The following is a 22,127-nucleotide window of genomic DNA, read 5'->3' on the forward strand; positions in this document are numbered from 1 at the left end:
CAGAAGCATTCACCCCACTCCTCCGAAGAAGGACCCCATGCGCAAGTCATCCCTGAGCCGTGCCTGTGCGACCCTCGCCGTCGTCTCCTCCCTCGCCCTCGCGGCCACCGCCTGCGGCGGCACCACCAAGGAGGACGTCAAGAGCGGTGGCGCCTCGGCCGCCGCCACCGGCAAGGCCGACCCGAACGCGGCCACCAAGAAGGGCCTGACCGTCGGCTTCCTGCCCAAGCAGGTCAACAACCCCTACTTCACCTCCTCCGACAAGGGCGGCGAGGCGGCCCTGAAGGAACTGGGCTCCAGCTACAAGGAGGTCGGCCCCTCCAGCGCCACCGACACCTCGAGCCAGGTCTCCTACGTCAACACCCTCACCCAGCAGCAGGTCGACGCGATGGCCGTGTCCGCCCAGGACCCGGGCGCCCTGTGCACCGCGCTCAAGCAGGCCATGAGCAACAAGATCAAGGTCGTCACCTACGACTCGGACACCAACCCCGAGTGCCGCAACGCCTTCGTCTCGCAGGCGTCCGCCGAGGACCTCGGCCGCACCGAGGTGCAGCTGCTCGCCGAGCAGATCGGCTACAAGGGCGAGATCGCGATCCTGTCGGCCGCGCAGACCGCGACGAACCAGAACACCTGGATCGACTTCATGAAGGACGAGCTGAAGGACGCCAAGTACAAGGACATCAAGCTCGTCAAGGTGGCCTACGGCAACGACGACGCCCAGCAGTCCTTCCAGCAGACCCAGGGCCTGCTCCAGCAGTACCCGAACCTGAAGGGGATCATCTCCCCGACCACCGTCGGCATCAAGGCGGCCGCCCAGTACCTGTCGGGCTCCAAGTACAAGGGCAAGGTCAGGCTGACCGGCCTCGGCACCCCGAACGACATGCGCACCTACGTCAAGAACGGCACGGTCGACGCCTTCGAGCTGTGGGACCCCTCGAAGCTCGGCGCGCTGGCCGCGCAGACGGCGGTGGCCCTGGTCTCGGGCCAGATCACCGGCAAGGAGGGCGAGACCTTCAAGGCCGGCACCACCACGTACACCATCGGCAAGGACGGCGTGATCAGCCTCGGCAAGCCGACCGTGTTCGACGCCAAGAACATCAACCAGTTCAACTTCTAGTCACCGGTCGCTCTTTGGTCGCAGGTCGCTTCAACCCCCCACGAAGGAGCGGTACTTCATGCAGCGCGTCTGTTTCCTGCTCAAGGTCCGTCAGGACCGGCTCGCCGAGTACCGCGAACGCCATGCCGCCGTGTGGCCGGAGATGCTCGAAGCCCTCTCGGCCACCGGCTGGCACAACTACTCCCTCTTCCTGAGAGACGACGGACTGCTCGTCGGCTATCTGGAGACCGAGGACTTCGCCGCCGCCCAGGCCGGGATGGAGGCCACCGGCGTCAACGCCCGCTGGCAGGCGGAGATGGCCCCGTTCTTCGAATCCCTCGACGGAGCCCGGCCCGACGAGGCGATGAAGCCTCTCACCGAAGTCTTCCACCTCGCCTGACACCCCCCGGCCCCGCTCCCCGCCTTCGCTCCCCACCTCCCCGCTTGCCCGCCTGCGCTCCCCACCTCCCCGCTTCCCCGCCTTCGCTCCCCACCTCCCCGCCTTGCTCCCCACCTCCGCTTCCCGCTCTCGCAGACAATGGAGTCCCCCGAGATGAGACGACGCACCCTGCTGGCCGGCGCTCTCCTCAGCGCCGCGGCGTCCCCCCTCCTCGCCACCGGTACCGCGCGCGCCGCCGACCCCGGCCCCTCGGTCACCAAGAAGGCCACCACCCAACTCGACGCCACGGCCGTCTTCTTCGTGTCCTACGACGGCCTGGTCAACAACAACTCGTTCCAGAAGAACGGCCTGTTGACCTACAAGGGCTACCAGTACGCCGCCTGGTACACCGCCACCAAGAACGCGGTCGTCGCCCGCCGCGTCCTCGGCGGCACCACCTGGTCCACCGTCACCCTCTCGCACCAGCTCAAGACCAGCGACTCCCACAACGTCATCTCCATGGGCGTCTCCAGGGTCGACGGCCGTCTCCACCTCAACATGGACTCCCACAGCGACGGATTCTTCTACGTCAAGTCGGTCGCCGGACTCCTCGACAACCCGGCGACCACCTCCTGGACGTCCGCCGTCTTCGGCGCCGTGCAGACCACCCTCGACGGCCTCGCGCTCACCACCCAGTTCACCTACCCGCAGTTCGTCGCCACCCCCGAGGGCAGGCTCCAGCTCAGCTACCGGGTCGGCATCTCCGGCAACGGCCGCAACGCCCTCGCGGAGTACGACGGTTCGGCCTGGACGAACCTCGGTGAGTGGTCCAGCTCCACCGGCACCTACACCAGCGAGCACGGCTCCTCCACCGTGCGCAACATGTACCTGCACGGCATCGACTACGACGTCAACGGCCGGCTGCACTCCTTCTTCACCTGGCGCGAGCAGAACGGCGCCGTGATGTGCAACGGCGGCGGCATCACCAACCACGACACCGGCTACGTGTACTCCACCGACCGCGGCCGCACCTGGCTCAACAACGCGGGCACCGTCGTCGGCACCACGGGCGGCTCCGACAAGGTCGCCGTCACGGACGCCGGACTCGTCGTGGACGCGCTCAACCCGGACCACTCCCTGATGAACCAGGAGAGCCAGGCCACCGACTCCACCGGCCTCCCGCACGCGATCATCAGCTACGTCCCCGGCCGTTTCGGCCAGTGCACCACCAACTACGTCAACGACCGCACCGCCAACGGCCGCGCCTTCCACCTGCGCAAGAACTCGTCCGGGAGCTGGCAGAAGACGGAGATCCCCGTCGTCCTCGGCTCCAGCCAGCGCACCAAGCTGGTCCTGGACAAGTACGACAACGCCTACGCGGTCTTCCCCTTCGGGCGGATCGCCGGCGCCTCCAGGGCCTCCGGCTACACGGACTGGACGATGCTCTTCGACGGCAGCGGCCTCAACGCCTTCGGCGAGGTCGTGATCGACGAACTGCGCGTCAAGGCCGACAACACCCTGTCGTTCATGTATCAGGAGAAGTCGACCGGGACGACCCCCTCGGCGCTCCACGTCGTCGACTTCGCACTGCCCGCATGACCCGTACCCGTACCCGGACAGGGGTGCGGCGGGGTGGCGGTAATGTGAAGGCCGTCCCGCCCTGCCCCGTTCACCTGGAGGTCCCCGCCTGATGGCCCAGCCGGTGGGAATCAAGGACGTCGCCCGTGCTGCCGGAGTCTCCGTCGGCACGGTGTCGAACGTCATCAACCGCCCCGACACCGTCGCCACCGAGACCCGGGCGCGCGTGCTGTCGGCGATAGACCGGCTCGGCTACGTACGCAGCGAGTCCGCCCGTCAGCTGCGCGCGGGGCGCAGCCGGATCATGGGCCTGCTCGTCCTGGACATGGGCAACCCGTTCTTCGTGGACGTGGCCCGCGGCGCCGAGCGGGCCGCCCGCGACGCCGGGCTCGGCGTGATGGTCTGCAACAGCGCCGAGAGCGTCGGAGAGGAGGCCGAGTACCTGTCGCTCTTCGCCGAGCAGCGGGTGCGGGGCGTCCTGCTCACCCCGGCCGACGCGACCGGCCGCAACATCGCCTCGTTCCGCCGGCACGGCATCCCCTTCGTCCTCGTCGACCGGGTCTCCGAGGGCACCACCGAGTGCTCGGTCTCCGTGGACGACGTGGCGGGCGGCGCGCTCGCCGTACGGCACCTGGTCGACGCCGGACACCGCTCGATCGCCTACGTCAGCGGCCCGCCCGGCTTCACCCAGGTCCGCGACCGCCGCACCGGAGCCCTGAACGCGCTCGCCGAGGCGGGCCTCGGCCCGGAGTGCCTGCGCGAGCTGCCCACCGAGCGGCTCGACGTGGCCGCCGGGCGGGACGCGGGCGCCCGCCTGCTGGGCCTGGCCGACCGTCCGACCGCCGTGTTCTGCGCCAACGACCTGCTCGCCCTCGGCGTGCTCCAGGCCATGTACGCGGCGGGCGTCAACGTCCCCGAGGACCTGGCCATCGTCGGTTACGACGACATCGAGTTCGCGGCCGCCGCGGCCGTCCCCCTCACCTCGGTCCGCCAGCCCGCCGTCATCATGGGCGCCCTGGCCGCCGGGATGCTGCTGGAGGAGACCGAAGAAGGAGGTGCGGGCGGCGCGGGCGCGACGGGTGCCGGCCGGCACGAACACCGGCGGGTGGTGCTCCAGCCGGAGCTGGTGGTGCGCAGGTCCAGCCTCTCGGCGCGCTGATCGCCCGTTCAGTAGGCTTACTGAGCGCCCGTTCAGTAGCTGTTCATGATCCCCGGGCTCCGCCGCCGCCCGGACATGTGCTGAACTGGGACGCGGTCCGCACACCGATCGTCCCGGGAGCCCCTGTTGTCCGTCAGCTACCGCCAGCCCGGCGTCGTCCTCACCGACCGCCGCTTCACCGTGCCCCTGGACCACGCCGACGCCGGCGGGGAGACGATCGGGCTCTACGCCCGTGAGGTCGTCGCGAGCGAGAAGGCGGACCAGGACCTGCCGTGGCTGCTCTATCTCCAGGGCGGACCGGGCTTCGGCGCCAACCGGTTCGTCGGCAGGCCGGCCTGGCTCGGGCGCGCGCTGGAGGAGTTCCGCGTCCTCCTCCTCGACCAGCGGGGCACCGGCCACTCCACCCCGGCCAACCGTCAGACGCTCCCGCTGCGCGGCGGCCCGGCCGAGCAGGCCGGCTACCTGACGCACTTCCGCGCCGACTCCATCGTCCGCGACTGTGAGCTGATCCGCCGCGAGGTCACCGGCGGCGCCCCCTGGACCGTCCTCGGCCAGAGCTTCGGCGGCTTCTGTACGGTCACGTACCTCTCCACCGCCCCCGAGGGCCTCGCCGCCGCCCTGATCACCGGCGGTCTGCCCGCCCTCGACGCCCATGCCGACGACGTCTACCGCGCCGCCTATCCGCGCATGGAACGCAAGGTCGCCGCGCACTACACGCGCTACCCGCAGGACGTCGAACGAGCCCGCCGTATCGCCGACCACCTCCTCCACCACGAGGTGACCCTCCCGAGCGGCCACCGCCTCACCGTCGAGGCCTTCCAGACGCTCGGCATCCTCCTCGGCGGCAGCGAGGGCAGCCACCGCCTGCACCACCTCCTCGAAGAGGCCTTCGTCCCCACCCCGCACGGGCCGGCGCTGTCCGACGCCTTCCAGGAGGAGACGCAGAGCCTCCTCTCCTACGCCGGACATCCCCTCTACGCCCTGCTCCACGAGGCGAGCTACGGCCAGGACGGCCGCCCCACCGCCTGGGCCGCCGACCGGGTGCGCGCCGAGTTCCCGCAGTTCGACGCGGCGAAGACGCTCACCGGCGACGGACCGCTGCTGCTCACCGGCGAGACGGTGCACCCCTGGATGTTCGACACCGACCCCGCGCTGCGCCCACTGCGCGAGACCGCCGAACTCCTCGCCGCCCGCACCGACTGGCCGCCGCTCTACGACCCCGCGCGCCTCGCCGCCAACGAGGTCCCGGTCGCGGCGGCGATCTACCACGACGACCTGTACGTCGACACCGCCCACTCCCTGCGCACCGCCCGAGCCGTCCGCGGCCTGCGCACCTGGGTCACCGACGAGTTCGAACACGACGGCGTCCGGGCCGGCGGCCCCCGCGTCCTGGACCGTCTGCTCGCCCTCGCCCGTGACGAGGTGTGACGGCACTGTCACCGGGCCCGGCTAGTGTGCGGGCATGACCGATCCGGCGATCCCTCAGCTCCAGCCCATGCCCGAGGACTGGCAGCGCGCCCTGGCCGTGGTGGCGCATCCGGACGACCTCGAGTACGGGTGCTCCGCGGCGGTCGCCGCCTGGACCGACGCGGGACGCGAGGTCGCCTATGTGCTGGCGACCCGTGGTGAGGCGGGCATCGACACCATCGCGCCCGCCGAGTGCGGGCCGCTGCGCGAGCGGGAGCAGCGGGCCAGTGCCGCCGTGGTGGGTGTGCCGCTGGTCGAGTTCCTGGACCACCGGGACGGCGTCGTCGAGTACGGGCCCGCCCTGCGCCGGGACATCGCCGCCGCCATCCGCCGGCACCGGCCCGAACTCGTGATCACCCTCAACCACCGCGACACCTGGGGCGGGGTCGCCTGGAACACCCCCGACCATGTCGCGGTCGGCCGCGCCACCCTCGACGCGGCCGGGGACGCGGGCAACCGCTGGATCTTCCCGGAACTCACCGAGCAGGGCCTGGAGCCCTGGAACGGCGTGCGCTGGGTCGCGGTGGCCGGCTCCGCGACGCCCACCCACGCCGTGGACGCGTCGGCGGGACTGGAGCGGGCGGTGGGCTCGCTGCTCGAACACCGCACCTACATCGAGGCGCTGACCGACGAGGAGCCGGAGAGCTACGTACGGGGATTCCTGACCGGGGTGGCGAAGTCGGCGGGCGAGCGGTTCGGCGGCAGACCGGCCGTGGCGTTCGAGCTGTTCAACCGGTAGCCCGGCAGGTCAGTAGGGTGGAGGGCATGGGAGACAAGACGGCGGACCGGACCGGACTGCGCGGCGACTGCGGGAACTGTTTCGGCCTGTGCTGCGTGGCCCTGCCCTTCGCCCGCTCCGCGGACTTCGCGATCGACAAGCCCGCGGGCCGGGCGTGCCCCAACCTCGGCGAGGACCACCGCTGCGGCATCCACGCGCGGCTGCGGCAGTCCGGCTTCACCGGCTGCACGGTCTACGACTGCTTCGGCGCCGGGCAGAAGGTCTCGCAGCTCACCTTCGGCGGCCGGGACCCGCGTACGGCTCCGCCCGAGGAAGCCCGCCGGATGAACGAGGTCTTCCCGGTCGTCCGGCAGTTGCACGAACTCCTCTGGTACCTCACCGAGGCGCTCGGCCTGCCCGCCGCCCGCCCGGTCCACGGCGACCTGCGCCGGAGCCTGGCGAAGACCGAGGGACTCACCCGGCTGACCCCGGACGAGCTGGCCGCCCTGGACGTCCCTGCGCACCGCCAGGACGTCAACGTGCTGCTGCTGAAGACCAGCGAACTGGTCCGGGCCGGTGTCCGCGGACGCAAGAAGGAGCGCCGGGGCGCCGATCTGATGGGTGCCCGTCTCCGGGGCGCCGACCTGCGGGGCGCGAACCTGCGCGGCGCCTGTCTGATCGCCGCCGACCTCGCCGGCGCGGATCTGCGCGAGGCGGACCTCATCGGCGCGGACCTGCGCGACACCGATCTCACCGACGCCGACCTGACCGGCGCGTTCTTCCTGACCCAGCCGCAGCTCAACGCGGCCCGGGGGAGCGCGGGCACCGGGCTGCCGGAGTCAGTCGCCCGCCCCGCGCACTGGACAGCGCGCCTCTGAGTCCGGCGTCCGCGTCTCCTCGGCGAACGGCCCGCCGGCCACCGGGGCCCGCCGTTCCAGGTGCATCCGCAGCCCTTCCGGCATCAGCGTCAGCCGCTCCGTGACCCGCAGCCGGTACGCCGGGTCGGGCCGCAGCTCGTAGCGGCGCAGCAGCAGCCCGAGCACCAGCGTGGCCTCGTGCAGCGCGAACTGCCGTCCGATGCAGGCCCGCGCCCCGGTGCCGAACGGCTTGTAGGTGTGCGGGGCACGCGCGCGGACGGCCGCCGCTTCGAAGCGGTCCGGGTCGAACCGTTCGGCGTCAGGACCCCATGCCCCGGGATCCCGGTGCAGCATGGCCGTCAGGACCAGCGCCCAGCCGCCCCGCCGCATCGGGTGCTCCCCGCCCAGCACGGTGTCCGCCCGGGCCTCGCGCGCGAACGCGGGCGCCGTCGGCCACAGCCGCAGCGCCTCGTCGAGGACCCGGCGGACGTAACGCAGCTTGGCGACCTGTTCGTACCCCGGCACGGCCGTGTCCCCCCACACCCGGTCCACCTCGGCACGGGCGCGGGCCGCGATGCGGGGGTCGAGGGAGAGGTAGTGCAGGGCGAAGGAGAGCGCGCCCGAGGTGGTCTCGTGTCCGGCGACCAGGAAGGTGACGACCTGACGCCGCACGTTCTGCGCCGACAGCCGTTCGCCGGTCGCCGGGTGCGCGGTGTCGAGCATCCGGTCGAGCAGGTCGCCGTCCCCGCCGCCCGCTTCGCGGCGGGCCCGCACCAGGTCGTCGACCGTGCGGTTGAGGTAGGCGATGTCGGCCTCGTTGCGGCGCGAGGCCCGGCGCAGCAGGGCGGGGGAGGGGACCGTGTTGAGGCGCTGCGCGTAGGTGAGGGTGCCCACCATCGCCGTCACGAAGGGGTGCGGCCTGGCCCGCTCGAAGGACCCGAAGTCGTGCCCGAAGCCGGTGCGCGCGATCGTCTCCAGGGTCAGCTTGGTCATGTCGCCCGGCACGTCCACCGCCCGGCCCGCGGCCAGCTCCCGGTCCCAGTGGCCGGTGAGCCGCTCCGCCACGTCCAGCATCATCGGGTGGTAGGCCGCCATGGCCTCGCGGCTGAACCCCGGGGCCAGGACGTCGTGCGCCAGCTGCCAGTTCGGTTCGTGGTTGTACGCCGTGAACAGGGCGTCCCCGACGACCGGCCGCAGATTGGCGATGCCGAGCCCCACATGCTTGGCGAACCGGGTCTCGTCCGCCATGTCGGCGGCAAGCCCGGCACCCCCCACGAACACGAACTCCCTGTTGAACACCTTGCGGCGGAAGACCGGCCCCAACTCCTCGGCGTAGCGCAGGGAGTCCTGGAGGGGCGTGTGCCGGCTCGCGCCCAGGAGGTCGCCGAGCAGGGGGAGCCGGTGCGGCGGATGCGGTATTCGCTCCAGCTCGGGCCAGCCGAGCTCCGCGCTGCGGAAGCCCTTCGGCAGGACGTGCCCGGTCGTCGGCCCCGCCGGCCCGGGCGTCGCCGTGCTCCCCGTCGGCCCCGCTGCCCTGGTCGATCCCGTTGTCCCCGTCGTCTCCGCCATGACGCGATCTCCCTCGATGCAGCGGCAGGTTGAGCATGTTGTACGTGGGTTCAATAGCGCGCCTCAGTCTGGTACCGCTGTTGAACCGGCGTCAAGTAAGGTGCGGGCATGGCCGCGAACCAGGGGGAGCGCACCCGGCGCCGACTCAGTACCGAGGAGCGCAGGGAACAGCTCCTGTCGGTCGGCGCGCGGCTCTTCTCGGAGAGCCCGTACGACGACGTGTGGATCGAGCAGGTCGCCGAGATCGCCGGGGTCTCCCGCGGACTGCTGTACCACTACTTCCCCACCAAGCGGGACTTCTTCGCGGCGGTCGTCGAGCGCGAGAGCGAGCGGATGCTGCGCATGACGGCGGCGGTGCCCGGCGTCCCGGTCCGCGAACAGCTCGTGTCCGGTCTCGACACCTACCTGGAGTACGTCGAGAGCCACGCGCACGGCTACCGCGCGTTCCATCGTGCGGACGCGGCCGGCGACCAGGCCGTACGGAAGGTCTACCAGCAGGCGCTCGCGGCACAGGAACACCAGATGCTGGCGGCCCTCGGCGCCGACCCCGAGTTCGGCCCCGTCTTCGAGGAGCGCCCCGACGTACGACTCGCGGTGCGCGGCTGGCTGGCGTTCACGACGGCGGTCTGCCTGGAGTGGCTGCGCGGCTCGGACCTGTCCCGGGAGCAGGTGCGGGAGCTGTGCGCGAGGGCGCTGCTGGGGGTCATCGCTTCTCCGGGGTGATCTCCTCTCCGAACGACCGCCGGCGTGCGCGGGAGAATGGTGCGTGACCACTTCTCCCTCGCTCGCGAGCGCCGACGACATCCACGCCCACCTGGTCGAGCAGGTGAACTCGATGCTGAGAGCGCTCGATACGTACGGGGGTGAGGGTGCCCTTTGGGCCGCCTTGCGGAACCTGGCCTTCGTCGAGCGCGACACCGAAGCGTGGCGGGAGCAGTGGCGGGACTGGCTCGACCGTTCCGGAAGGAATACCGGACTGAGGGGGGTCTTCCGGGACATGTCACCCGGCCGCAGGGTCGACGCGGACGATCTGGCGTCGGTGTACGCGGAGTTCGCGCGCAGGCGCGGCTGGCTGGCGCCGGACCGTGTCCTCGGGGCGGACGTCCACGCGCGGGTGCGTGACCGGGCGCACGCCTGGGCGGCCGAGAACCGCACCTGGTCGGACGTGACAGCGGAATTCGGGGAGCCGGCCCTGCTGCTGGGCGAGACGAACCCGTCCTACGGCAAGACGCTCGGCTACTTCGGGCCCGATCTCGCGGAGCCCGTGGTGTGGTTCCACCTCTACAACGGCACCGAGCCGGAGGGGGAGTGGCCCCCGAAGCGGGCGGAGCCGGTCCTGCTCGCCGTGCGCTCCGGAGAGGAGGGCCTCCTCGACGACACCTTCACCTTCACCCCCGAGGGATGGCGGCTGATGCCCGAGCCGGACGGCTGCGGCCACGGTGGTTGGCGCGGCCTCCGATCTCCGATAAATTAGGCAAGGCTTACCTAAGGAGATTCAGGATGGGTGACGACCAGGGCTGGGCTGCCGTGCCCGCCACCGCCGAACGGGCCCGATCGGTACTCGCGGCCTCGTGGTCCTGCGCGGTGACCGCGGACGGCGGGCGCGAGGAGTTCGTCGGGGCGCACAGCGTCGACGAGGACGGCCGGGTGATCCTGCATGTGCCCGAGGACAGCGCCCTGCTCACGGCGGCGATCTGCGCGCCCCGCGGCGAGCCGTCCGCCGTGCTGGAGTTCGCGGACGTGGCACCGGTTCCCGTACGAGGCCGTATCCGCGCCCGGCTCTGGCTCGCCGGCTGGTTCACCCCCGCGGAAGGACACCTCGCCTTCCACGCCACCCGCGTCGTGCTGAAGGAGCCCACCGGCGCGGTCGTCGTCGGCCTCGAGGAGTTCACCGCGGCCGCACCCGACCCGCTCGCCACCGCCGAGGCGCACCTGCTCACGCATCTCGCCGACGCCCACCCCGACGCGGTGGAGCGGCTCACCCGGCTCGTCCGACGGGACAGCCTGCACGGCGCCGTCCGCGTACAGCCGCTCGCCGTCGACCGGCACGGACTGACGCTGCGCATCGAGCGCGCCCGCGCCCACGGCGACGTACGCCTGCCCTTCCACGCCCCCGCCGACGACGTCGGTCAGCTCACCGAGCGCATGCACGTCCTGCTCACCCAGGCGGCCGCCGCATCCTGCCCCCGGGCCCTACAACGGCAGCGCACAGACGGCGACGGGTGACGCGAACGGCTCGCCCGCGAGCCGCAGCTCACCGCTCGCGCCGTCCACCCGGAAGACACTGACCGTGCCGGACCGCTGGTTGGCGGCGAACAGCAGACCGCCGTCCGGCGAGAGGGCGATCTGCCGCGGGAAGTCGCCCTCCACCGGCACCGTGCCGAGCAGCCGCAGCCGGGCCCCGTCAGCCTCCACCGCGTAGCGCGCGAGGGTGTTGTCGCCGCGGTTGGCGAGGAAGGCGTACGCCCCGTCCGGCGTGACCGCCGACTGCGCCGGGTAGTTGGTGTCCGCCTTCGCTCCCGTGGACTGCGGCCGCCCGATCGTCAGCCGGCCGCTCGACGGATCGTAGCCGCAGACCGTGACCGTGTCGTCGGCCTCGTCGGCGAGGTAGGCGTACCGGCCGCCGGGATGGAACGTGAGGTGGCGCGGACCGGCGCCCGCCCGGGTGTGCGCCTGCGCGACCTCGGTGAGCGTCCCGGCCTTCTCGTCCAGGCGGTAGCTGTACACCGTGTCCGTGCCGAAGTCGACGGCCAGGACGTGGCCGCCGTCCGGAGCCGTGATGAACTGGTGGGCGTGCGGCCCTTGTTGGCCCGACCGGGGCGCCGGACGGCTGTGCGTCACCATGTCGGTGCGCTCACCGAGCGCCCCCGAGGCGTCGATCGGGTGCACGGCCACGCTGCCCGAGCCGTAGTCGGCGCTCAGCAGCCACCGCCCGCCCGGATGGACCGACAGGTGGCAGGTGTGGGCCCCGCCCGTGGGCCGGCTGCCCAGCACCTTCTCGTCGGACAGCCTTACGGCGGTCACGGCGCCGCGCTCACGCTCGTTCACCGCGTACAGCGTTCCGCCGTCCGGGTGCACCGCGAGATACGACGGGTCCTGGACGCCGGTGATGGTGCCCCGGCCGGTGATCCGCCCCGAGGCGGGGTCGTACGAGGCGACGCCGATGCCCTTCCCGCCGCCCTCGGCGGAGGTGTAGGTGCCCAGGTAGAGGGGGCGCGGGCCGGAGGAACTCCTGGAGGCCTCCGGAGCGGCCGACGACGACGGCTGCCCGGGCGGCGCGGCCTGCGGTGCTTCCTGGCCATCGGCCGCGCCGCCCTCGCCTCCGCCGCCGCACCCGGCGAGCGCCGACGCGGCGGCCGCGCCGCCGAGCACCTCGACGAAGCGGCGCCTGCTCCAGCCTCCGCCGAGCTCCCGGCCTCGCCCGGGCCGGGGGGACCCCCGACGCCCCGCTTCCGTCCCACTGCCCATGCCCGCACCTCAGGTCGTCGTACGCCTCCGTCGTGACAGCCACCTTGACCCGGACGGGCTGTCGAACGCAAAAGCGGAGCCCGTGGTCCTACTGGAGCAGCTGGGGCGGCCGGGTCAGTGGGAGCAGCCGGAGCAGCCGGGGCAGCCTTGTCCTTGGTGTACGCGGCCGGACCTCGGTGTACGCGGTCGGTGTACGCGGTCGGTCCCTCAGGGGGACCGTCGGCCGAACCCCGTACGGTTCCTCCACAGCTGCTCCTGAACGCCCAGGCGCTCGCGCAGCCGGGTCAGACGTGGCATGCGGGCGCGCTGCTCCCCTGACACGCGGTCCAGGTCCTCCAGGAGGCGGCGGGAGCGGTGCTCGGTGTCCAGTTCGTCGAGGATCCGGTTGACCTCGGTCAGTACCGCGCCGTGCAGATGCCACTGACGGGCGTCGTGCTGGAGCTGCTCCAGCAGTAGCTGGGCGAGCTTGTCGCGGGTGGCCGCGGCCTGTCTCAGTTCGGCGGTGAGCCGCGCCTCGGCGGCGTCCGCGTTGAGGCTGACGCTCGTGGTGACCAGCACCGCGAAGCTGACCACGGCGTCGGCGATCTCGGACAGCAGCCGTTCCACGGTCTCGCCGGTCCCGGGCGGGAACAGCGGATGCGGGTCGCGCTCCTTGGCGAGGTCGGTGAGGGTCCGGGCGAGCACCCGCAGGACCACCGTGCAGATCTCCAGCGTGTCCAGACCGGTGCGCAGCACCACCCGGTGCAGCAGCCCCTCACGCACGCGTGGATTGAGCCGCAGACTGTCCTCGGCCTGCCGCAGGGCCGCGTCCACCTCGACGATGGCGTGGTCCAGACGGCGGGCCTCGTGCAGCCGGGCGGCCGCCTGCTCCACCGGGGTACGCCCGGCGGCCTCCTCGCCGATGCGCAGCATCAGCCGCCGCAGCCGGCGGGCCAGCCCCTCGATCGACTCGCCCGCCTCCTCCACCCATACCGGGGGCGGCAGCAGCAGGTTGCAGCCGAGCCCGACGAAAGCGCCGATCAGCGTCTCCACCACCCGCGCCCACGCCGTGTCACCGACCGTGGTCACCCCCAGCACCAGCATGGCGCTGATCGCCACCTCGGGGACGTACTCGTCGACCCGCACCAGATGCCCGACGCCCAGCGCGGCCAGGATCAGCAGGGCGAGGCTCCACCAGGTCAGGCCCACCAGGAGGCTGAAGGCGATGGCCACGAGCACACCGGCCACCACCGCGTTCACCCGGCGGATACCGTTGGTGAGGGTCGCGTACAGGGTGACCTGTACGACGAGCAACGCGGTCAGCGGCGCGGTGAGCGGCAGTGCTTCGGGGCTGAGGCGCAGGGCGATGACATAGGCGACCGTCGCCGCCGCGGCGGACCGCAGTGCCTGGACGACGACGGGTTCCCGATGGCGCCGGACCAGGCGCACCAGCGGCGCCGCACGTTCACGTACTTCTTCTTGCATTGACAGTTCAGTTCCCCGTACCGCGCGGCCTCGAACGTTTCTTCAGCACCTCGCCACACGCGACGGACGAGAGGCTGCGTCGACCGGTCGTCTTGCGAACCGTAACTGTCCGCAAGCCCACCTGAATTGTTCCCAGCACCCGGAGAGGACACCGGGTGCGTGACGCGAGGTAAAGCTTCATGGCGGACACGGCGGACACGGCGGACACGGCGGACACGGCGGACACGGCGGAGACGGCGGAACGGTGATCGGGACGGGCGTGGGTGGCCGGGCCCCCGCGTCAGTACATCCGGCGCGCAGGCGCGGGCGACCGGTTCCGTGCGGTTGCCCGCGCCCCCGGCACGGAGGCCCGTCGAAGACGCAGCGCGCGATTGCGCCACACCACGGCGTCCCGCTCGGCCTTCTCATCCATGGACGGGGTGCGCCGCCTGCCAGGCCAGCCGCAGGTCCGCGCCCTCGCCGAGACCGGTGAGGAACTCGTCCAGGTCCAGGAACTCCTGCCAGACGGGCCGCCCGCCCGCCCGCGACAGCTCGGCCACCAGCAGATCCTCCAGGTCGGCCACCCGCTTGTTCTTCCACACCTTGTCGGCCAGGCTCACCAGCAGATCCTCCACCTCCGCGCCCGGCCTCCCCCAGGAGGCGTGCGTCCCGGCGAACCGCGCCGCCTCGGGACGCACCCCGTGGGCCAGCAGGAGCTGCCGCCCGGCCTCCTCGTGCCGGGCGCCGGGGCCGGACAGCTCGTCGGGGTGCAGGGTCTTGCCGATGTCGTGCGTGGCCGCGCCGAACAGCACCGCCTCCCGGTCCAGGGCCAGCGCCGGACAGTGCCGTCCGGCCCAGTCGAGGAGCCGGGCCGCGACATCGTGGACCGCCCGGAGGTGAGCGACCAGCCGGGGCGGCGCACCGACCTCGTCCAGGAGTGCCGCCACCTCCCCGGGCAGCGGGCGCAGCACGGGCTCCGAGGTCTCGTCCAGGGCGATGGACAGCGCGGTCGGGGTGGGGGTCATCGGGCCAGACTAATGACCACCGCAGGCGGCGGCTGCCGGTCGCCGGAGCCCGGGTGTGCGTGTGCGGCGACGGTTCGCGGATGGCGTCGGGCGTCGGGGAGTTGTTCCGTACCCTGTACCGGGACCGCACGCCGGGCGCCGACGACTCGGCGGCCGAAGCGTGGCTGAACGCACCGATCGGGGACGGCCGTTACGTCGAGGACGTGTACGCGGCCGCTGACCGGAAGGAAGGACGGGCGGGGTGACGGACTCCTGGGAACGGGCGCGCGACGTACTGGATACGGCGGGCATCCCGCCCGGCCGGCTGGCCCGGGTGAGTCCGCTCGGCGGGGGCACGTACAACACCGTCGAGGAGCTTCGCCTCACGGGCGGCGGCCACTACGTACTGAAGGTCGCGCCCACCGCGCCGGGCCTCAGCCATGAGCGCCGACTGCTGTTCGCGGAGGCGGAGTTCTGCCGCGGCGCGGCCGAGGCCGAGGTGCCGGCGCCGCGGGTCGTGGCCCTCGACGGGCGGTGGCTGCTGATGACGGTGTGCCCGGGCGACCCCTGGGACGGCTCCCTGGGGGCTGCCGAACAAGCCGGACTGCGCGGGAAGTTGGGGGAGCAGGTGGCCCGGCTGCACCGGGTGACCGGGCCGGGCTTCGGCTACCCCTCCGGCGCGCTCGGCCCGCTCGCCCCCGACTGGCGCACCGCGTTCACGGGAATGCTCGACGCGGTCCTCGCCGACGCCCGCCGCTACGGCGCCGCACTGCCCCGGCCCGCCGACGAGGTGGCCGCCGTCGCCCGGACCGCGTACGACGCGCTCGACGAGGTCACCGTCGCGGCGCTGGTCCACTTCGATCTGTGGCCGGGCAACATACTGGTCGACCGCACCGGCGGGAGCGCCCGGATCGGGGGCCTGATCGACGGCGAGCGCATGCTCTGGGGCGATCCCCTCGCGGACTTCGTCTCGCTGGCGCTGCTGGGGGACATCAGGACGGACGAGCCGTTCCTGGCGGGCTATCGCGCGGCCGGGGGTCGTGCCGCGTTCGACGCGTCCGCCAGGCTGCGTCTGGCCCTGTACCGCGCCTACCTCTACCTGATCATGCTCACCGAGACGGTCCCCCGGGCGTCCGGCGCGGAGCACGACCGCTGGCTGGGCGAGGTGGTCGCACCGGAGCTCCTCGCGGCGCTGCGCGAGATCGAGGCCGCGGGCGTCTCTTAGCTCACATCGTGAACTAAGGGTTGGAGGAATGTCGCGCTACGACCGCCCGCAGGGGTATGTTGCAGGTCGGGCAGGGTGTGAAAGGGAGCGACATGACGGGGCGGAACGGACGCACGGTACGCGATCTCAGGCGGGCCAACCGTACGGCCGTGCTGCAAAGGCTCTACGTCGACGGACCCCTCAGCCGCTTCGAACTGGGCCCGGCCACCGGCCTGAGTTCCGGCTCGGTCAGCAACGTCGTCGGCGACCTGATCGCCGACGGGCTGGTGGAGGAGGCCGGCAGCGTCGACTCCGACGGCGGCCGCCCCCGCATCCTGCTGGAGGTGGTCCCCGCCAGCGGTCACATGATCGGCGTGGACGTCGGTGAGACCCGGGTGCGGATCGAGCTGTTCGACCTCACCCTCACCGAACTCGCGCGGGTGGAAAGGCCCTTGGAGCAGCTGCGGTACGAGGTCGACGGAATCGTCGGGCACATCCGGGACGGCGTCGCCGAAGTGCTGGACGTGGCGGGCATCGGCCCCGAACAGCTGCTCGGAGTCGGGATCGGCGTCCCCGGCATCATCGAGCACACCCCCGAGCAGGGTGCCGTGGTGCACGGCCAGACGATCGGCTGGGACGCGGTTCCGCTGGAGGCGCTCCTCCGTGAGGGGTCCACGCTCCCCGAGACCGTCCCGTACTTCATCGACAACGGCGCCAAGACCCTCGGCCAGGCCGAGATGTGGTTCGGCGGCGGGCGCGGTGCGCACAGCGCGGTCGTCGTCCTCTTCGGGTCCGGCGTCGGCGCGTGCCTGGTCACTCCCGAGGTGGAGCACGGCCGGGCCGTCGAATGGGGGCATCTGACCGTGCGGGTGCGCGGGCGGCGCTGCCGCTGCGGCGCGCTCGGCTGTCTGGAGGCGTACGCGGGCGCCGAGGCGCTGCTGGAACGCTGGCGCGAGCAGGGCGGCCGACCGCCCCAGGGCGTGGACGAGGAGACCGCGCTGACGGCGATGCTGAGCGCCGCGTACCCGCCCGCGGGCGCCGAGGCCGCCGATCCCGTGGCGCTCGAGGTCCTGGAGGAGACGGCCGAGTACCTGGGCGCCGGCCTCTCCGACCTGATCAACCTCTTCCAGCCCGAGCGCATCCTCATCGGCGGCTGGGCCGGACTTCAGCTCGGCGCCCGCTTCCTGCCCGCCGTACGCCGCCACGCCACCGCGTACGCGTTGCGGCACCCCGCGCAGAAGGTCACCGTCGAGCTGGGACGGCTCGGCCCCGACGCGGTCACCGTCGGCGCGGCGATCCTGCCCCTCGCCGACTTCTTCGCCCGCGGCGGCCGGCGCCCCGAGCCCGCACCCACCGGCCCGGCCCCCGCCTGGCGAACGGTCCTGAGGGACCGAGCCCCACGCTGACCCCACGCACCACCCCCGGCACGGCTCGTCAGACCCGATCGCGCGTTCACGTTTCGCTGATCACCGGAGAGGTACTCGCCCCTTCACCCGGACGACCGGCGTCCGGGATGTCGCCCGCGCCCGGCGCGGCGCGACGGCGATGGGAGGACGTCGTGGCCGCACAGCACCCGGAAGGCCCCGGCGGGAACGGCGCGCCGATCCCGCGCGAGCTGCCGGACCAGCAGGCCAGCCAGGGAGAGGACCCCTGGGACATCGGCGGCTCAGAGCCGTCCGGCGAGGCCTCGGAGGACGTCCCCGAGCCTGCTGACGTTCCCGACACCGATGAGTCGGGCACCGGTCGGCAGGGCGCACCCCGCGAGGACATCAGTCAGTCCGACCATCCCGTGCCCGACGAGCCGTCCGCCTGAGCAGCTCCCCATGGGCATGGCCGACCGGATCCGCCGATGGCCCGTCCACGGCCGGCTCACCGGGACCGACCGCACCGCCCGGGGAAGCGCGGCCAGGTCCGCGCACACCGCGCGGCTGCGCCCCCGCACCGAGACCGCCGACCGCGTCGTACCGGCCGTCTGCCCGTACTGTGCCGTCGGCTGCGGCCGACAGGTCCATGTGAAGGACGACCGGGTCGTGCAGATCGAGGGCGACCCCGCCTCGCCTGTGAGCCGTGGCCGGCTGTGCCCCAAGGGCCCGGCCGGCCCCCTCCAGCTCATCACCGGTTCGGCCCGCCACCACCAGGTGCTCTATCGGCAGCCGCAGCCGCCGCCTGCGGCCTCGCCCTCCTCACCGGCTCCGCCTGCACCCCCTTCGGGGTGTTCGCCGCCGGAACCGGCTCGGTACAGGACCCGAAGTGCACGGTGGCCCCACAACGCCAGAACCTCGACGAACAGCCGACCGAATCCCACGAGGACGAACCGCCCACCGGACGGCGACCCCTTGGCTTGGTTGACCGCGACCCTCCGCCCGACCGCGACCCTCCGCCCGACCGCGACCCTCCGCCCGACCGCGGCCGCCCGCCCGACCGACCGCGGCCGCCCGCGTGACGGCTGCCGTACGGCCGGAGGCGACCGCACGGTCGGCGGCTCGCGCGCGGCATGACCCCGGAGGTAATCGACGCCCGGCGGCCGGGCCGCAAGCATGGACGACGTACCCGCTCACCGCATCCGAGGACTTCAGCGTCCGAGGACTTCAGGAGGACGTCCCATGCCGTACTTCACGAGCCCCGTCGACGGCGCCCGGCTGCACCACGTCGACTACGGTCCCGCCGACGGGCCCGTGCTCGTCTTCGTGAACAGCCTGTACTTCGGGACCGAGATGTGGGAGTACCAGATGCTGCCGCTGGCACGGGAGGGCCACCGCTGCGTGGGCTTCGACCGGCGCGGCCACGGGCGCTCCGACGACGTGTGGGGCGGCTTCGACCTGGACGGCCTCGCCGACGACGTCCAGGGCCTCCTGGACCACCTCGATCTGCGGGAGGTGACTCTCGTGGGGCACTCGGTCGGCACCGCGGAGATCGTCCGCTGTCTGACCCGGCACGGCACCGACCGGGTGGCCCGGGTGGCGCTCGTCGCCGGCATGACGCCCGGACCCGCCCGGTCGGCGAACCATCCCGGGGGCGTCGACCCGGAACTGCTGCTGGCCGGCGTCGAGGCCTTCCGGCGCGACCGCTCCGCGTTCTTCGCCGACGGCGCGCACGCCTTCTTCGCCCTGGACCGGCCGGGCAACGAGCTCTCCGAGGCGTACGTCGAGACCATGATCCGGCGCTGTCACGGCTCGACGGCACGGGCCGGCGTCGCCATCGGCGAGCTGATCGCCGCACTCGACGTCGCCCCCGAACTGGCCGCGCTGGATCTGCCCGTGCTCGTCGTGCACGGCACCCACGACACCTCCGCGCCCCTCGACCTGACGGGCCGCCGCGCCGCCGCCCTCGCCCCGAACTCCACCCTGGAGGTGTACGAGGACGCCGGTCACGGCCTCTTCGCGACCCACGCCGACCGGCTCACCGCCGACCTGCGGAAGTTCGCGGCGGGAGAGTGAGCGGGCCTATCCCCGGGAGGAGAACGCGTTCACACCCGTCAGCTCGGCGGACAGTTCCCACAGGCGGGCGGCCTGCTCGGGGTCCGTCGCCCAGTCCCTGACGCCGGCGCGTACGTCTCCGTCGACGGCGGGCTCGGCGACGTCGCAGTCCTCCAGGTAGAGGCCGCCCAGCCCGGCCAGCTGCGGCGAGGTCGCCGCCCAGACCTGGGTGGCCGCGCCTTGCTCGGGGGTCTTGAAGCCCGCCTGGTCGATCACGTTGCCGTCCTCGTCGATCCAGCCGCGCTCGACCATCTCCTCCATGGGGATGTGCCGCTGAAGGGGCGTGATGATGCCGCCGGGGTGCAGCGAGAAGGCCCGTACACCCCGGTCCCGGGCCAGCCGGTCGAGGTGGACGGCGAACAGCGCGTTCGCGGTCTTCGCCTGGCCGTAGGCCTCCCACTTGTCGTAGCCCCGCTGCCAGTGGACGTCGTCCCAGCGCACGCCGGAGAAGTGGTGGCCGCGCGAGGACACGGAGACCACGCGGGCCCCGCCGGGCTCGATCGCGGACCACAGCCGGTTCACGAGCGCGAAGTGGCCGAGGTGGTTGGTCGCGAACTGCGCCTCCCAGCCGGGCCCGACGCGGGTCTCGGGGCAGGCCATCACGCCGGCGTTGCCGATGAAGAGGTCGACGGTGCGGCGGGAGGCGAGGAAACGGTCGGCGAAGCCGTGCACGCTGTCCAGGTCGGCGAGGTCCAGTTCGTCCACCTCGACGCCGTCGAGGCCGTCCAGGGCCTTCCGGGCGGTGTCGGGGCGGCGGGCGGGCACGACGACGCGGGCGCCGGCCCTGGTGAGCGAGCGGGTGGTCTCCAGCCCCAGCCCGGAGTAGCCGCCGGTGACGATCGCGAGCTGTCCGCTCAGGTCGATGCCGGCGAGGACGTCGTCGGCGGTGCTGTGGGCGTCGAACCCTGAACCGATCTTGTGCTGTGCAGTGCTCATGTCCGAGACGCTACGAATTGAAGTGCGCTCGAAGTCAAGTGTCCGGGGCGAGTGGCGGAGCCCTGGACAGGGGGAAGCCCCGACCGGACGGGGGAATCACGGTCGGGGCTGGTCTGTGCGTGGGCGCGGACGGCGGTCGCCTCTCGGCGAAACGCTCCACAGGGCTTCAGCCGGACGATCGTCCCTGTGGGCAGAAGGTGAGGCCCGGGGACACTGTCCCATCCACACCCACGAATGGTTCAACGGAGAACTTCTTATGGGTGTTCCCGGGCCTGCCGCCCCGCGCGGTGATGTGCGTCACCCGTCCTGAGGGGGCGGTATGAGCTCCACCCAGAGGTTCTCCACCTGCAACAGCAGCGTTCCCAGCACGGCCGTGTGCGGTGAGCCGTCGCCGGCGTGGTCGCGAAGACTGTCCTGCAGGCGGCCCCGCAGCTCCTGCATCTCCGCCTCGCGCCCGGAGTCCGGTCCCGGGGGCCGGACCGCCGCGGTTTCCTTGCAGGCATCGCCGACGAGGTCCAGCAGCCGGGCGTAGTCCCGCAGTACCGCCGCTTCCGGCGGGCCGGGCGTCCGGTCACCGTCCGCCGCGACGGCGAGGGCGCGGGTGAGGGCCGTGACATGAGCGGACACGCGGCTCCAGTGGTCGTCGTCCGTCTCCGGCGGCGCCTCGAGCGGGCCCCGGCGCAGTCCGCGCAGCGGGCCGGCGGTCAGGCGCAGGCTCTCGCGGCTCCAGTCCCGTGCCGAGCGCAGCCCGTCGCGCCGCCGTTCGAGCCGGGCGGCGGCGCGTGACCACTCGCCGGCCGTCTCCGCGTCCCACTCCCCGTCCCGGAGCCCGGCGGCGATCGCGTGCAGCACCTCACCGGCCTCCCGCGCCAGGGCCGTCAGGTTCTCGCGCACGTCCCGCAGATGGACCGGTGGCAGCACGAGCGCGTTGACCGCGACCCCGATCACCGCGCCCAGCACCGTCTGCCCCACCCGGTGCCCCACCGCCGACGCCGAGACCGTGCCCGAGGCGAGCGTGAAGACGGCCGTGGTCGCCGCGTAGATGCCCTGGTCGCCGAAGCGGGGCCAGTTCGCGAGCAGCATCAGCGGCGGCACGGACAGCGCGAGGGCGCCCAGCGGGTCGCCGGTGACCGCCTGCGCCGCCGAGGCGCACAGCGTGCCCGCGCAGATCGCCGTGCACTGCTGGCCGGCCTGCCGCAGCGACCCGAAGACGGTGGCCTGCACCAGAACCAACGCCACCCAGGGCGCCATCAGCGCCATCGGATCCCCCAGCAGGTTCCGCGCGACGACCCAGGCCAGCAGCGCGGCCCCGGCCGCCTTGAGCGACTGCACCACCAGATCCCGCTCACGCCCGGGCCCCCGCCAGGCCGCCCGCACAGCCCTCACGGCACCCCCGACATCCCGCCGGACAGCCCGCCCGGCACTGACGACCCCCCACCCGACGACGAACCCTGCGCCGCCGGCCTGCGGCCCAGCAGCACTGGCCTGCGGCCCACTGGTGCTCGCCCGCGGCTCGGTGGTGCCTGCCTGAGGCTCGGTGGTGCCTGCTTGAGGCCGGGTGGTGCCCGCCTGCGGCCGGGTGGTCGTTGCCTGCGGCTCGGTGGTGCCTGCCTCCGGTCCGCCTGCCTGCGGCCCGGCGGTGCCTGTGTGCGGCCCACCGGTGCCTGCCTTCGGCTCGTCGCTTGCCTGTGGCCCGCTGGTGCCTGCCTCCGGCTCGGTAATACCTGCCTCCGGTCCGCCTGCCTGCGGCCCGGTGACGACTGCTTCTGGCCT

The 22,127-nt window shown here is 72.7% G+C and carries 21 protein-coding genes and 1 pseudogene; 16 read left to right on the top strand and 6 right to left on the bottom strand.

Going from position 1 to position 22,127, the window contains the following annotated elements; genetic code table 11:
* The first annotated feature begins 37 nt into the window (after positions 1 to 37).
* From rhaS to ACFWBB_RS19170, 7 genes are all read left to right on the top strand, one after another.
* Complete coding sequence (gene rhaS / locus ACFWBB_RS19140) at positions 38 to 1,117, top strand: rhamnose ABC transporter substrate-binding protein (RefSeq protein WP_385273351.1); 1,080 nt, start codon at positions 38 to 40, stop codon at positions 1,115 to 1,117.
* 58 nt (positions 1,118 to 1,175) lie between these two features.
* Positions 1,176 to 1,496, top strand: a complete 321-nt coding sequence (locus ACFWBB_RS19145) for an L-rhamnose mutarotase (RefSeq protein ID WP_132852138.1) — start codon at positions 1,176 to 1,178, stop codon at positions 1,494 to 1,496.
* 153 nt (positions 1,497 to 1,649) lie between these two features.
* Positions 1,650 to 3,074 (top strand): BNR repeat-containing protein, encoded by a 1,425-nt coding sequence (locus ACFWBB_RS19150; protein WP_385273354.1) that lies wholly within the window; start codon positions 1,650 to 1,652, stop codon positions 3,072 to 3,074.
* Between the two features lie 91 nt (positions 3,075 to 3,165).
* Positions 3,166 to 4,212, top strand: coding sequence for a LacI family DNA-binding transcriptional regulator (locus tag ACFWBB_RS19155; protein ID WP_385273357.1), 1,047 nt, complete (start codon positions 3,166 to 3,168; stop codon positions 4,210 to 4,212).
* A 126-nt stretch (positions 4,213 to 4,338) separates the two neighbouring features.
* Positions 4,339 to 5,640: an alpha/beta fold hydrolase gene (locus ACFWBB_RS19160; RefSeq protein ID WP_385273360.1), complete on the top strand. Its 1,302-nt coding sequence runs from the start codon at positions 4,339 to 4,341 to the stop codon at positions 5,638 to 5,640.
* A gap of 34 nt (positions 5,641 to 5,674) precedes the next feature.
* Positions 5,675 to 6,418, top strand: coding sequence for a PIG-L deacetylase family protein (locus tag ACFWBB_RS19165; RefSeq protein WP_385273363.1), 744 nt, complete (start codon positions 5,675 to 5,677; stop codon positions 6,416 to 6,418).
* Positions 6,419 to 6,444: 26 nt separating this feature from the next.
* The gene (locus ACFWBB_RS19170) at positions 6,445 to 7,275 is read left to right on the top strand and encodes a pentapeptide repeat-containing protein (RefSeq protein WP_385273366.1); all 831 of its coding nucleotides are present in this window, start codon (positions 6,445 to 6,447) and stop codon (positions 7,273 to 7,275) included.
* Here ACFWBB_RS19170 and ACFWBB_RS19175 read toward each other — a convergent pair.
* Entirely contained in the window at positions 7,237 to 8,823 is a 1,587-nt protein-coding gene (locus tag ACFWBB_RS19175; protein WP_385273369.1) for a cytochrome P450, read from the bottom strand. The genes ACFWBB_RS19170 and ACFWBB_RS19175 overlap by 39 nt on opposite strands.
* 108 nt (positions 8,824 to 8,931) lie before the next feature.
* On the opposite strand from ACFWBB_RS19175, the gene ACFWBB_RS19180 reads away from it, so the two are divergent.
* From ACFWBB_RS19180 to ACFWBB_RS19190, 3 genes are read left to right on the top strand one after another with little or no spacing between them, the layout of a single operon-like run.
* Positions 8,932 to 9,546, top strand: a complete 615-nt coding sequence (locus ACFWBB_RS19180; protein WP_385273372.1) for a TetR/AcrR family transcriptional regulator — start codon at positions 8,932 to 8,934, stop codon at positions 9,544 to 9,546.
* Positions 9,547 to 9,589: 43 nt separating this feature from the next.
* Positions 9,590 to 10,297, top strand: a complete 708-nt coding sequence (locus ACFWBB_RS19185) for a hypothetical protein (protein WP_385273375.1) — start codon at positions 9,590 to 9,592, stop codon at positions 10,295 to 10,297.
* Between the two features lie 26 nt (positions 10,298 to 10,323).
* Positions 10,324 to 11,049 carry a DUF2470 domain-containing protein gene (locus tag ACFWBB_RS19190; protein WP_385273378.1) on the top strand — a complete coding sequence of 242 codons (726 nt, stop codon included), beginning with the start codon at positions 10,324 to 10,326 and terminating at the stop codon, positions 11,047 to 11,049.
* Here the strand turns inward: ACFWBB_RS19190 and ACFWBB_RS19195 are convergent.
* From ACFWBB_RS19195 to ACFWBB_RS19205, 3 genes are all read right to left on the bottom strand, one after another.
* Positions 11,017 to 12,291 carry a lactonase family protein gene (locus tag ACFWBB_RS19195; protein WP_385273381.1) on the bottom strand — a complete coding sequence of 425 codons (1,275 nt, stop codon included), beginning with the start codon at positions 12,289 to 12,291 and terminating at the stop codon, positions 11,017 to 11,019. The genes ACFWBB_RS19190 and ACFWBB_RS19195 overlap by 33 nt on opposite strands.
* Before the next feature lie 207 nt (positions 12,292 to 12,498).
* Complete coding sequence (locus tag ACFWBB_RS19200; RefSeq protein WP_385273384.1) at positions 12,499 to 13,755, bottom strand: aromatic acid exporter family protein; 1,257 nt, start codon at positions 13,753 to 13,755, stop codon at positions 12,499 to 12,501.
* A 404-nt stretch (positions 13,756 to 14,159) separates the two neighbouring features.
* Positions 14,160 to 14,759 (bottom strand): HD domain-containing protein, encoded by a 600-nt coding sequence (locus ACFWBB_RS19205; RefSeq protein ID WP_385273387.1) that lies wholly within the window; start codon positions 14,757 to 14,759, stop codon positions 14,160 to 14,162.
* Positions 14,760 to 14,839: 80 nt separating this feature from the next.
* Here ACFWBB_RS19205 and ACFWBB_RS19210 point away from each other — a divergent pair, with 80 nt between their 5' ends.
* The 6 genes and pseudogenes from ACFWBB_RS19210 to ACFWBB_RS19235 all read left to right on the top strand — a co-directional run bounded on the left by ACFWBB_RS19210 (position 14,840) and on the right by ACFWBB_RS19235 (position 19,379).
* On the top strand, positions 14,840 to 15,004 hold the full coding sequence (locus ACFWBB_RS19210; protein WP_385273390.1) for a hypothetical protein: 165 nt from the start codon (positions 14,840 to 14,842) through the stop codon (positions 15,002 to 15,004).
* Positions 15,001 to 15,963, top strand: coding sequence for a phosphotransferase family protein (locus ACFWBB_RS19215; protein WP_385273395.1), 963 nt, complete (start codon positions 15,001 to 15,003; stop codon positions 15,961 to 15,963). The genes ACFWBB_RS19210 and ACFWBB_RS19215 overlap by 4 nt, the downstream gene beginning before the upstream one ends.
* A gap of 92 nt (positions 15,964 to 16,055) precedes the next feature.
* On the top strand, positions 16,056 to 17,348 hold the full coding sequence (locus tag ACFWBB_RS19220) for an ROK family protein (protein ID WP_385273398.1): 1,293 nt from the start codon (positions 16,056 to 16,058) through the stop codon (positions 17,346 to 17,348).
* 152 nt (positions 17,349 to 17,500) lie between these two features.
* A complete protein-coding gene (locus ACFWBB_RS19225) occupies positions 17,501 to 17,755 on the top strand; it encodes a hypothetical protein (RefSeq protein ID WP_385273402.1) in 255 nt (84 codons plus the stop codon).
* Between the two features lie 10 nt (positions 17,756 to 17,765).
* Positions 17,766 to 18,098: pseudogene (locus ACFWBB_RS19230) on the top strand (formate dehydrogenase); the annotation flags it as partial.
* 447 nt (positions 18,099 to 18,545) lie between these two features.
* Positions 18,546 to 19,379, top strand: coding sequence for an alpha/beta fold hydrolase (locus ACFWBB_RS19235; RefSeq protein ID WP_385273405.1), 834 nt, complete (start codon positions 18,546 to 18,548; stop codon positions 19,377 to 19,379).
* Positions 19,380 to 19,385: 6 nt separating this feature from the next.
* Here the strand turns inward: ACFWBB_RS19235 and ACFWBB_RS19240 are convergent, their stop codons facing one another.
* Both ACFWBB_RS19240 and ACFWBB_RS19245 read right to left on the bottom strand, forming a co-directional pair.
* Positions 19,386 to 20,354 (bottom strand): SDR family NAD(P)-dependent oxidoreductase, encoded by a 969-nt coding sequence (locus ACFWBB_RS19240; protein WP_385273408.1) that lies wholly within the window; start codon positions 20,352 to 20,354, stop codon positions 19,386 to 19,388.
* 297 nt (positions 20,355 to 20,651) lie between these two features.
* Positions 20,652 to 21,740 carry an aromatic acid exporter family protein gene (locus ACFWBB_RS19245; RefSeq protein WP_385273411.1) on the bottom strand — a complete coding sequence of 363 codons (1,089 nt, stop codon included), beginning with the start codon at positions 21,738 to 21,740 and terminating at the stop codon, positions 20,652 to 20,654.
* Positions 21,741 to 22,127 lie beyond the last annotated feature (387 nt).

It is taken from the genome of Streptomyces sp. NPDC060000 (assembly GCF_042737375.1).
Taxonomy (GTDB): domain Bacteria; phylum Actinomycetota; class Actinomycetes; order Streptomycetales; family Streptomycetaceae; genus Streptomyces.